Here is a 12,359-nt window from a genome sequence, read left to right as displayed (position 1 = left end):
GGAAAAAAGATGTATAACGAAGGAAGTTAATGTTATTTACACTTTACAACGGGGGTACTTATGAAAACTCACTATTATTTAGGTTGGTTTAACGATTTTTTTCCAGAGAATCTGGGCAGGGTGTTACAGGAGGATATAACTGATAGAAAATCGCTTGCTATGATTAGCTCAAATCCATCTTTTTATGAAGATGATGGTGCTACTGAACGCTCGTGGCTTGACCAGGCCGGCATTATGTTTGATGAATATCATTTAATTAACTATCGCGTAAAGAAGGAAGATGCCCAAACGTTAATTCAAAATGCTTCAGTCATTTTCATGTTGGGTGGAAATACTGTTAGACAAAATGAGTTTTTGATGGAATATGAATTGTCGGATTTGATTAAAAAAAGCAGAGCCATTGTGATGGGAGCAAGCGCTGGTGCGATCAACATGTCCGCTAAATGGTTATGCTCGAAAAACTTTGGCTATAAAGTTGAAATAAGCTCTGTTTACGATGGAATCGGCCTTGACGATTTTTCCATCCTATCTCATTTTGATCTTGAAAATAACATTGCGTTGGTTCAAGACGAACTATCTCCCTTATCGGAAGAAATGAATATTTATGCGTCGAACAAAGATTGCGCTGTACGTGTAAAGGGAGACAAAATCGACATTTTAGGCGATGTATATTTAATTTCCCACTCAAAGATTCAGAAATTGGATGAGACGCTCTAGTTGTGGTGAATGGCTATGGCTTAACTGAATTAATTTCTTTATGCAAAGCTTCTATTTTAAGCCAACAATTGTGGAGCAACAAAAAGATAATCAAACTTTATTTTAAAGCAACATATGTTGTTAAGTGATTTTGGTTATATCGTTTTGGAAGAGTTCTACTAGTAAGTTAGAAGTCCATCTCCATTTTTCTCATAATCGGTTCTTAGCGCCGATTTTATTTCCGTGGAAGAATCCAAAAAAACGGCCGCTGTTCGCATCGTTTGCGACAGGGCCGATTTTTGTTTTTCGTAGGCTAGCTTCAAATTGCTATTCTTGCCAAACACTCATAGGGTCCCATGGCTTGATCTGATTGCCATATTTTCCGGCCAAAAAAGCTTTCATGTCTTCCAGCTTAGCAGGCACCTCGTTCCAAACTGGAAGGGGTGGTAACCCTCGTTTGCTTTTCAATAGGATGTCTACTGTAACATACAAGCGTTCTGGCTGAATCCAATGAAGGAAGCGGGAAATATCAATTTGCTTGGTCAGAGACAAGGCATCAATTTCGTCATTATAATGCTTGTTGAACTCGCTGATCAGGTTCAGGAGGTAGTCTCTCTGCTCCTTCACGAAGTCCAGGCCGCAGATGGCGCCATGTCCTGGAACAACGATTTCAGGTTTAATTTCATCAATAATGCGATCAAGCACTTTAACCCAATTGAGGGTTCCCTCTTCGCTGTATGCCGTACAACCGTTAAACACGACATCACCGGCGAACAGTACTTTTTCTTTTGGCATCCAGAGCAGCAAGTCACTGCCAGAGTGGGCCGGAGCTACGTTGTAAATCATAACTTCCGTATCGCCAAGACGGATGTTGATATCGTCCTTTATCTCAATATTCGGGAGCACCCATTCTACGCCTTCCAGGTCGAATCCTTCAAATTCCGCTGCAAAAAACCGCTCGCCCGAAGTCGATTCAGGAGAATCCTTTCCTCTTCTGATGACGCTGTCCATCCAGGCGATATTTTCGGTGAGACGTTCTCTGGACGCTTCCTTGTGCATAATAATGCAAGCATCCTCAAACACTTTGTTTCCCCAGGCATGGTCGCTGTTATAGTGCGAGTTCACCACATATGCGGGAGAGCTGCCGTTGCTTACTTCCATAAAAGCCTCCCGCATTTCCCGCGCATGGAACAAATCGAAGAACGTGTCATACACCAGCCCTTCACCCTTGTTGATGAACCCGGCATTGGCCCAACTGATGCCGCGATACGGCGAAATACCGGCAAAGACGCCATCTGCGACTTCAAAAAATTTAACGCGAGGCTTTTGGATAATACGTCCATACTTCATGAAAATTCTCCTTTACGTATATGTTTTTGAGGTAAGGAATACTGACTATGTCTGTATTATAGAGAATGGAAAACATAAATGCAAGCAAGTACTTGCTTGCATTTATTCTATGCTATATGATAGCAACAGAACAACATCACACTGCATGGATGGAGGCGCTTCGATATGAAGCTAGTAACCTTTCAAACGAAGACATCCCAGGAACCTTTGTTTGGCTTGTAATTAACGAGAAATTTGTTGTGTCTTTTGCCGCAATTATGAAAATGCAGGGAACATTCTTTGACAGTCTTGAAAGTATGGATAGCTATCTTCATTATTTGCCGGCAAGTTATGATGCTGCTAAGGAATTGATGCAATATGCTGTTGAACAGTCGCATCAATTCAATGAAAATGAAATCTGTCCGATTGCAGCAGTAAAACTGCTGCCGCCGGTCCCGAATCCGGCTGCGCTTATCGATTTCGGGCTGACGCCAAGACATCTAAGAAATGCTGGCGTAAATCTGCTGCAAAGAGAATATACAGGGCCGGAAAGAGAAGAGCTTAAACAAAAAATTGCTGAAAAATTTCAGCAAGATCCGAATAAAGTAACTTTCAGTTATTACAAGTGTAACCATAATGCATTAATTGGCGATGGGGATACGATTCATTGGCCTTCGTACTCTTCCTATCTGGATATCGAGCCGGAGCTGGCCTTTGTTACAGGGAAGGGGAACTGCATTGCAGGTTATGTTATTTTTAACGACAGTACTGTTCGCGATGTGCAGTGGCCGGATTTCCAGGCGCTGACCGGACCGACGCGCTGCAAAGATTTTGATCGCAGCAAAGGAATAGGACCATTTCTGGTTACGCCGGATGAAATCGACAACCCGCTGGCACTAGATGTGGATGTACGCATCGGGGAGAGATTACACTGGAAGGGAAGCACATCCGAGTATTCTACACACCCTGCAAAAGTGATGGAGGAGGTTCTCAAAGTTTTCACGCCGCTCCCGGGCACGATAATAGGAATGGGGACGATACCGGATTGCTGCGCAATCGAGACCGAACAATGGCTGTTGCCCTCTGACCGAATCCTGATTACATTTGATAAATTAGGCACGCTCACGCAATTGGTGCCTGATCATGTCAAGATTACGGAACCAAGTCGCTGGGAAAAAAGAATCGATTTTCCTTAAGTAAACATTTATGAAAATGATGAACCTTGATTCTGCTGAATATGCAAAACTTGTAGTAGAATAGGTTTAACATATATAAAAGGAGAAATACAATGCATACTTCGGACAGAATCATTGAAGCGGCGATACAGCTCATCAAAAAGAAGGGCTATCGGGGAGTAAGCACCAAAGCCATTGCAACGGAAGCTAAAGTCAATGAATCTACGATTTTTCGGCAATTTGGAAGCAAGCAAGGCATATTGGAAGCCATCATTGAAAGACATGCGGATATCCCACAATTTGAGAAGCTGTTAAAAGAGGACGCGACCGATAATCCAGAAGTCGATCTGCTGAATGTAAGCCAGCAGTACCGATCGTTTTTCCATAAAAATGCGGACATCATTTTGATTGGCATTCGCGACAAAGGAATGTTTCCCGAATTGGACAGAATGCTGGCCGATCCGCCGGTGAAGCTGCACTCTTTGCTGGTTGAATATTTTGAACGCCTGCAGAAGAAAAAAGTTATAGCCAAACAGGACGAGCGTCTTGCCGCCATGTCTTTTCTCTCGATGTGCTACGGATTTCAGATGAGCGATCTGATTCACCGGCAATATCAGTCCCAACTCGTCACCGAGGAAGAGTTCTACAAGCACAGTGTCTCATTGTTTGTTAAAGGAATTTTGTCCCAGTCATAAGCTTTGTTGATTTATTTAATATGACTCTAACTCTAGAATAATTGAAAGAAGATGCACCAAGATGCTCGAAAGGGCCGCCAATACCTGTTTTTTCGGTAAAGGGGGAAATGCATGTTAAGACACAGTAAAATCCTTAAAACCGTGCTACTAGTGTTACTTCCTATATCCTTGTTATTTAACTATTACTTTTATCGGGAATTAACTAAAACAGAAGCTACTCTGAATCAAATTTCTAATATTGTAATCCATAACGATTTTATTGATTACGACAAAATTAGTTCTATTTCCTTTTCGTTAAACCAAGCCATTTCTGAAAAAAAGATGTATCTTGATGAAGCAGCCTATTTGCAAAGGTCATTAATGCAGGTACGGAGCGCGTACCAAGAATTAATTCAACTATATGCGAATTTGCACGAATGGAAGGGTAATCGAGTAATTGGCATTTATCCGTTACTAGAAATGTTACAGGACTATTCTGGGTTCATTGACTATTTATCTAAAACATCGGCAGTAGGGGAAGAACAATCAAGGAAATATCTCAAGTTATCGGAAGAGGAGATTCAGAGCTTACGGATAATATTGGAAACGATAGATCAATTAAATCAAATAAGAGAGAAAAGCAAGTTAGATCCCATACAAGATAGTTGGGTGAAAATAATAATTGCAAATGACGATTATGTTTTCTCACCTGAAGTAATAGAAAAGCACAAAGTTTTCATGAAATACCTTGACTTGTAGCGCATTTAAGGCCGATTAAAAAGAAAATAGCCCTCATCTTGATAACAAGGTAAGGGCTATTGACGTGCATTAACCTTCAATACTATTTGAGAAGACGAGCATTTACCCAATCGGCATGGTCACTATTTATACCATCTCCACCATCTGTTACAATAAGTTTCAGCTCATTCTTTCCAGTAAGATTAACGTTTACCTCTTTTGCCTCTATATTTTTATTCATTACACCACTAGAGAATACAACTTGATTGTCTACAACAACTTGGAACTCCACAGTACCTACAGAACCTACTTCACTATCTACCCCAACTAGCGCGGCAAAGGATGTGTACTGCCCATTCAATTTGTAGACAATTTCACTGTTAGCATGTGTGCCCAAACCTTTTGTATAGGTCTTGTCATTTAACTTAAGTGTATTTCCATCAACACTAAGATCTTTTTGGATTGTTCCCCAACCAGTTGTGGCAGAAAACCAATCAATATCGCTGAGATACGTTGTAACAGGTTGTGGTGTTTCAAAGATTTTAATCTCACTTGCAGATGCAAAACCATTTGTTCCACCACCTTGAGGTACTTCAAGTCGAACATATTTAGCAAGAGTAGGTGTGAAAGTTACTGTCTTTTCTGTGCTGTTCTTTGCCCAAGTGCCTGTTGCAACCTCAGTGAACGTTACCCCATCAAGACTAGTTAGGATTTTATAATTTGTAATAATACCATTTTCTTGGCTTTGACGTGGTAAATATGTCAACTTGTTAAAAGTTAGCGGATTTGCGTACTTTGCTGTAATATTGAAAGGGAACTGATTTTGTTTATTCCATGCACTGTGCCAGATAGTATTTGTATCTCCATCAAATGCATTTATTGCGGCATCATAAGCACTTGAAGTCTCTTGGCTATTTGCTGTTACCCCAATAATACCTTTTACCTTATCCATTCCATCTGTCGGTTTAATGTTGTTATACTCCGAACCAAACCAAATTGGTGCAGTTAGAAGAGGTAAATTCAATGCATTAATCTTGTTTTTTGTTTCATTTGTTGCAGGTAAACCCCATTTATCAAAGAAAGGCGTCAAGTCATATTGAGCTACTTTTGAAGTGTTTAGAATAAATGCCTGCTTTTTCTGATCATCTGTAGTTGGCAGATCTGCTTGTGCTAACTCACGATATAATCGATGTAACGCTGGATAGAAGTTATCCCCAAATGCAAGATTAAGCTGCCACAACATTTCTAATTTTGAATTAGAGTCTGAAAAATTCTTGGTTGGCTGATCTACAAACGTGAAAGCAGCTAAGTACTCGCCTTGTGACCTTGCAGGCTCCGTAGGTTTAAGAACCTTCTTAGCGGCTAGAGAATATAGATTTACTGTTACCTCAGTCATCTCACCCCAAGTCCAAGGTCCTTGTTGTCTCAAATGACCTGCCTCATGATACTGCCCCCAACCCATTCTAGTAAGGTCTAAAGCATCCGCATTTGCTCCGGTACTTGTAGGCATAATTGCCCCATCCCAACTTGCATATGCATACGCTCCGCCTGTGTAGTTTGGTTGTTCAATAACGCCAATTAGATGCTTATCTAACCGATGTCTAGGATCAGCATCAGAATTTGATAGTCCAGAAATGTTATCCTGTGCTCCAATAAACGTATCATAAGTCTGTAAAACAGGAACTGGGTCTTGATTCAAGATATGGTCTCGAGCAGAAGCATAAGTAAAGACTAAGAGGGCTTTTTCTGATTGAAGAACAACAGAAGGTGCATTAGGATAAGCACTCATCATTGCCTGCCAATCCGCTTTTGTATTCTTGCCTAATACAAAGAATGGAACAGGACTCCCCCCACTCACTACAGTTACATTAATACTGCCTTCATTGTTGCTGTTATCAAAAGACAACAAACCGCCATTGGGTGAGGAAATAGTGTTTGTACCTGCTTGTAATGGATACCTAATCGCCCACTCGTTATCATGACGATGTGTCCCAATAATCGCTGTAATTGGTTTGTCACCTGAGACTTCAATCACAATTTGTTCATTAGCTGCTGCATATAGACCTGTTGGCTGAAATATTTTTCGAGCATCTGCATATCCCGCCGCTCTACGCTCTCGCGCGCCTTCCGCCCATATATCTCCAAGAGCTTTTACTTCAAAATTCCGCTGTACAACAAGATTCCTTTGCTGCGTAATGGCTTCCTCTGTAGGTGTGATGGCTTCCTCAGGTGGTGTAGTGGCTTCCTCTGTAGGTGTGATGGCTTCCTCAGGTGGTGTAGTGGCTTCCTCTGTAGGTGTGATGGCTTCCTCAGGTGGTGTAGTGGCTTCCTCTGTAGGTGTGATGGCTTCCTCAGGTGGTGTAGTGGCTTCCTCTGTAGGTGTGATGGCTCCCTCAGGTGGTGTAGTGGCTTCCTCTGTCAGTATGATGGCTGCCTCTGAAGTTTGGGCTAGAGCCCAGGATGGCGAGACAGGTACTGCAACTGCGGTTACCACCATTAGAGTTAAAATTTGAAGCGACTTCTTAAGGTTTCTCATCAAATCCTCCTAAAATAAATTAATTTATGTATAGCCGGCATTTAAATGCGGGCATATCCATCTTGATAGGTATTAAATGAATTTCAGACTGCTCAATATCTCTACTGAGCAAATACCATTTTTATTCTTATTTAAATAATAAAAGGAAAATCATAATATAAGCTGTGGTTTTTTTACGTAGCGATTTTGATGCAACCGAGGCTATGCGACAGATCGATATGAATAGGACGACTTTTACAGATGGGTCAGAGCCTCTAAGCTAACGGGCAGGTAAAGTTAACCTTTTTATCCAAAAGCAATTAAGACGACAGCCGGTAATTGGCTGTCGTCTTAATTTAGTGCTCAGAACTAAGTTATTGCGTATTTGTGGAACAGGATTAATTCAATTCCCGATAGTATTTAATATTGGATTCTTCCCGGCACTTTCGAACCATTACAGGACAGGAGGCTCGTAACCGGCTTTGCAGATCAGCATATAGTTCAAGAACTCGAAATAAAGAATGTGAGTGCAATCACACATGGATTTTTTTGGTTTTGTTACGTTGATGATAACGATCTATCATCTCATTTATGGGGGTTAACGATATGTTTTGTTATCAGTGTGAACAGACACCGGATGGTGGATGTACAGTTGTTGGGGTATGCGGCAAAAATGAAACTATAGCGAGCTTGCAAGATACGATGATTTTTGCATTAAAAGGGATTGCAGCCTATGCGACGCATGCTAGACAGCTGGGTTATAGCGATCCCGAGGTGGATCGAATTACTCACGAAGCCTTGTACATGACCTTGACCAATTCTAACTTTAATACGCAGGAGCATCTGGAGATGGCGATGAAGGTTGGAAATGCGGCGGTACGGATCATGGACGTGCTGGATCGCGCGCATACAGATCGCTTTGGCATCCCGCAGCCGATAACAGTCAGTCAGAATAAAATTGAAGGTCAATGTATTGTAGTGACAGGACATAATTTGTACGCACTGGAGGAACTGCTGCGGCAGACAGAGGGGAAGGGCATTAATATATATACCCACTCGGAAATGCTGCCTGCTCACGGTTATCCGGAGCTTAAGAAGTACGGACATCTAAAAGGCAATATCGGCAAGGCCTGGTATGATCAGCGTAGACTGTTCGAGCGGTTCCCCGGTGCAATTCTCGCTACAACGAACTGTGTGATGCCGATTAAAGGCACATATGCGGATCGCTTCTTCTCTTATGATGTAGCGGGGCTAGAAGGTGTCACGAAGATTATGGATAATGATTTCTCTCCGCTGATTGAGCGTGCTTTATCACTACCTGCGGCAAATATAGAATCTGAGCAGGTGCTCACGACCGGATACCACCACGAAACCGTGATCGGACTCGCTCCTGAGATTATTCAAGCCGTCAAAGACGGACATATCCGCCGCTTTTTCGTCATTGCAGGCTGCGACGCACCGGGTACAGGCGGGAATTATTACCGCGAGTTGGCGACTTCCTTGCCGAACGACACTGTTATTTTAACTACATCTTGTGGCAAATTCCGCTTTAATGATGTAGATTATGGTACCGTAGGAGACACAGGCATTCCGCGTTATATTGACCTTGGGCAATGTAATAATTCGGGTTCGACCGTGAAAATTGCTTTGGCCCTAGCTGATGCTTTTGGCTGTACCGTAAATGAGCTGCCCGTCAGCATCGTGCTGTCTTGGTTTGAGCAAAAAGCGGTCGCCATTCTACTGGGTCTGTTCAGCCTCGGCATTCAGGACATTCGCATCGGACCAAAGCCGCCCGAATTTATCTCGCCGGGAGTGCTTGATGTGCTGGTAGAGATGTTTGGATTGAAGTTGATCACTACCGCTGAAGAGGATATGAACGCAATGTTGGCACTGTCGTAGAGCGCCCCCCTAAATTAATAGCCCATCTAATTAAATCTGAAATAGCCTCACCCCACTAGATGACGATAATCTAGAGGGGTGTTTCTTCTTCTAATCTAAAGTATGGACAAATCCTTAAACAAAGTTATATCCTTTAATTGGACTAATAGACACCGAAGATGGAGGAGAAGAATGAACGCAATTATCGATCAAAGGAAATGGCATTGGCCCGACTATTTTCTATTTCTCATGCGTACGGTATGGTTTATATTTAATGGCTACGCGATATTCGTTAGTTCGACTCGTTCAGAAAAGTGGATCATACTTTTATGGGCTGCTTGTTCTTATTTAATACCCCATCTATTTTATCGGCCTCGGTTTATAAAGTTCCAATATTATTTAATGGCTGAGGTGTTGTTAACGGGTTCTCTGTTTATTTACTTATCAAGCCAGTATGAAATAACAGTGACTTATAGCTTTCTACTCGTGCCTATCCTTACAGTTGCCTATGCTTGTCAAGCTAAGCCATTAATTTGGTTAGGACCTATCTTAGTAGTTGGTACTTGGGCTGGAAGCCTCTTCATTAGTAAGGATTTCTTTGCCATTTTTATTGACACAGTTATTTTCTATGGGATTGGGTTTTGCTTAGGTAGGGTGACCATCGTTAATAAAGCTAATAAAGAGTTAATTGCCTCAATAGAGGCAAAGAATAAGGATCTGGAATATTACTCAAAAAAGATTGAGGAACTGACGATTAAGGAAGAAAGAAATAGAGTGTCACAAGATTTGCATGATACAGTGGGCCATATTTTCACATCAGTCATAACAAGTTTAGATGCACTTCCTTTTATATATCAGGCAGACAAAAAAGAAGCAGAAAAAAGCATAAAAGAGATTTCAGATTTAGCACGAAACGGATTGAACGATGTAAGAAAAACAATTCACCATATGTCGCCGACGAGTCATCGAACGCTTGTTGAATCAGTGAAAGAGCTGATTGCTGATTTTATGAAACATACGGCAACAGATATACAACTAAATGTCGAAGGGGAATCTGTCATAATCAGCGAAAGAGTAAAGTTTACCATTATTCGTTGTATCCAAGAAGGTCTTACAAATGCAAAAAGACATGGTCAGGCCACTTTCATTAAAGTAAATATTTCATTTAAACAGGAAGAATTGATGGTTCATATCGAAGATAATGGAAACGGCTGTGACGAATTGAATTTAGGATTTGGCTTACGCTCCATGAAAGATCGAATATCGGCATTAGCAGGTACAGTTAACTTTGATTCTAAATTGAATAGTGGCATGAAGATAACGTGTAACATACCTATGGCAAAGGAAGTTTAATGATCATGATTAAAGCGGCAATCGTTGAAGATCAAAAGATTTTAAGAAAAAGCTTGAAAATTGTGATTGAAAATATTTCTGACATTGAGATTGTTGGAACTGCGGAAAATGGAGAAGAGGCCATTGCTTTATGTGAAAGGGAAAACCTTGATGTTCTTTTAATGGATATTCAAATGCCGGTGATGGATGGGGTAAAGGCTACGGAAGAAATCAAAAAACGTTGGCCTAATATTAAAGTGATCATACTTACTACTTTTCAAGATGTTACTTACGTATTGAATGCCTTAAATGCTGGTGCAGAGGGTTATATATTAAAGGCGGTTGATCCAGAATTTTTAGTTCAGGGAATTAAACTAGTGTATCACGGAGGTTCCCTCATTCCTCAACAATTAGCCAAAGAAGTGTTTGGTCAGATAGAATTAAGTAACTCCAACTCAGATCAGGACCTTAGCTATATGAATCATCCATATGATTTGAATCATCAAGAGATAAAAGTTCTAAGATGTTTAACCCAAGGATTGTCCAATAGAGATATTTCAGAAAAAATGTATCTATCCCTGGGAACTGTGAAAAATTATGTTTCTACCATTTATTCGAAATTAAATGTAAAAAACAGATCTTCTGCGATTATTAAAGCTATGGAAGAGAGTCTTATAGGAGATAAGAAATATTAAGTAAGAGAGTGTAAGCAAAGTGAAATCGACTTTGTTTGCATTCTTTTTTGATTGCAGCCCCTTATTTAGCCAAAGGTCATTATTTGTCTTCTTTATTTATGACTTACCGGCACTACAGTAGATTACTTTTCAATTGTAGAGTATTGGGTGAGGAGGGATTAGATGAGAAACTTAAAGAGATTAATAAAATATGTCGGTGTATTCATTATTATAATACTGGTAATCGCACTTTTCAGGCCTACATGGACTTCGAATATAAAAGGGGATAACAGTATTAGTGTCTTAGAACAGGTGAAGATCAATGGCACAAAACAGCAAATCATGATTAGAGGTCGTGATCAAAATAACCCGGTCATTATATATGTACATGGGGGACCGAGTGTGTCCGAAATTCCTTATGCCAAGTACGAGGACTTATTAGAAAAGGATTTCACGGTCGTTAATTACGATCAAAGAGGAAGCGGCAAATCGTATCATTTTAATGAGGATTATTCTAACTTAACGGCAGATGTACTTGTAGATGATCTATTAGAACTTACGGATTATATTTCAAAACGATTTGGTAAAGAGAAAGTGATCTTAATAGGTCATTCTTACGGCACATACTTAGGAACAATGGCTGCTTATAAAGCTCCTGAAAAATATGAAGCCTATATTGGGGTTGGTCAGATGAGTAATATGCAAGAAAGTGAAATAGATAATTTGAATAATACGATAAGTGAAGCGAAAAAAGCCGGAAATACAGAAGATGTGAAGTACTTAGAGAGGATCGCTGAAAAAATACATGCTGGAGAGGCAGTGACTCCAAGAGGTTATGTGTATAAGTACGGCGGCGCTACAAGACTTATTAATATGTCGGATGGCGATATACTATTAAGTCGTGAATATAATTTATTAGATTCAATTCGCTATACATATGGAGTTGCTAATTCACAAGAACGACTTGTAAAAGAAACCTTGGATAAGCCGCTACCTAAGATCGTTACCAAACTTGAGTTACCATTTTATTTTGTAATGGGTAAATACGACGCTATGACTTCATCTAATGCAGCAAAAAAGTATTTTGATAAGATTGAGGCGGACCAAAAGGGGTTCATTTCTTTTGAAGAGTCAGCTCATTATCCAAATTTTGAGGAGAAGGAAAAATTTTATGAATGGATGTGCGATACATTTGTATTAAATGCTACAATCCTTCATTGATGCATTTGTTGATTTAATTAAGAAACAGCAAGCTTAAATAATCACAGAGAGGCATTGGAGATTCCTTCCGATGCCTCTCTTTATTTTATCTAGAAGACCAATAAATTAAGGCAGCAAGAAAGAAGAA

The 12,359-nt window shown here is 40.4% G+C and carries 10 protein-coding genes; 8 read left to right on the top strand and 2 right to left on the bottom strand.

What is annotated here, in order from left to right; translation table 11 throughout:
• The first annotated feature begins 60 nt into the window (after positions 1-60).
• Positions 61-717, top strand: a complete 657-nt coding sequence (locus tag EI981_RS24945; protein WP_127002847.1) for a Type 1 glutamine amidotransferase-like domain-containing protein — start codon at positions 61-63, stop codon at positions 715-717.
• Positions 718-1,023: 306 nt separating this feature from the next.
• On the opposite strand, the gene EI981_RS24940 is transcribed toward EI981_RS24945, so the two are convergent.
• Positions 1,024-2,046 (bottom strand): MBL fold metallo-hydrolase, encoded by a 1,023-nt coding sequence (locus EI981_RS24940; protein WP_127002845.1) that lies wholly within the window; start codon positions 2,044-2,046, stop codon positions 1,024-1,026.
• Between the two features lie 65 nt (positions 2,047-2,111).
• Here EI981_RS24940 and EI981_RS24935 point away from each other — a divergent pair, with 65 nt between their 5' ends.
• The 3 genes from EI981_RS24935 to EI981_RS24925 all read left to right on the top strand — a co-directional run bounded on the left by EI981_RS24935 (position 2,112) and on the right by EI981_RS24925 (position 4,633).
• Positions 2,112-3,221: a fumarylacetoacetate hydrolase family protein gene (locus EI981_RS24935; RefSeq protein ID WP_227011586.1), complete on the top strand. Its 1,110-nt coding sequence runs from the start codon at positions 2,112-2,114 to the stop codon at positions 3,219-3,221.
• A gap of 92 nt (positions 3,222-3,313) precedes the next feature.
• On the top strand, positions 3,314-3,895 hold the full coding sequence (locus EI981_RS24930) for a TetR/AcrR family transcriptional regulator (RefSeq protein ID WP_127002843.1): 582 nt from the start codon (positions 3,314-3,316) through the stop codon (positions 3,893-3,895).
• Positions 3,896-4,006: 111 nt separating this feature from the next.
• Positions 4,007-4,633: a hypothetical protein gene (locus EI981_RS24925; RefSeq protein ID WP_127002841.1), complete on the top strand. Its 627-nt coding sequence runs from the start codon at positions 4,007-4,009 to the stop codon at positions 4,631-4,633.
• Positions 4,634-4,715: 82 nt separating this feature from the next.
• Here the strand turns inward: EI981_RS24925 and EI981_RS24920 are convergent, their stop codons facing one another.
• On the bottom strand, positions 4,716-7,148 hold the full coding sequence (locus tag EI981_RS24920; protein ID WP_227011585.1) for an NPCBM/NEW2 domain-containing protein: 2,433 nt from the start codon (positions 7,146-7,148) through the stop codon (positions 4,716-4,718).
• 585 nt (positions 7,149-7,733) lie between these two features.
• Here EI981_RS24920 and hcp point away from each other — a divergent pair.
• The 4 genes from hcp (at position 7,734) to EI981_RS24900 (ending at position 12,232) form a co-directional block, all read left to right on the top strand.
• A complete protein-coding gene (gene hcp, locus EI981_RS24915) occupies positions 7,734-9,026 on the top strand; it encodes a hydroxylamine reductase (protein WP_127002839.1) in 1,293 nt (430 codons plus the stop codon).
• Between the two features lie 381 nt (positions 9,027-9,407).
• Complete coding sequence (locus EI981_RS24910) at positions 9,408-10,358, top strand: sensor histidine kinase (RefSeq protein WP_227011584.1); 951 nt, start codon at positions 9,408-9,410, stop codon at positions 10,356-10,358.
• 5 nt (positions 10,359-10,363) lie between these two features.
• Complete coding sequence (locus tag EI981_RS24905) at positions 10,364-11,032, top strand: response regulator transcription factor (protein WP_227011583.1); 669 nt, start codon at positions 10,364-10,366, stop codon at positions 11,030-11,032.
• Between the two features lie 162 nt (positions 11,033-11,194).
• Positions 11,195-12,232 carry an alpha/beta hydrolase gene (locus EI981_RS24900; RefSeq protein ID WP_127002833.1) on the top strand — a complete coding sequence of 346 codons (1,038 nt, stop codon included), beginning with the start codon at positions 11,195-11,197 and terminating at the stop codon, positions 12,230-12,232.
• The last annotated feature ends 127 nt before the right edge of the window (positions 12,233-12,359 follow it).

It is taken from the genome of Paenibacillus lutimineralis (genome assembly GCF_003991425.1).
In the GTDB taxonomy this organism is placed as follows: domain Bacteria; phylum Bacillota; class Bacilli; order Paenibacillales; family Paenibacillaceae; genus Fontibacillus; species Fontibacillus lutimineralis.
The sequence above is the reverse complement of the archived record's forward strand: the minus strand, read 5'-3'. Positions and strand labels throughout refer to the sequence as shown.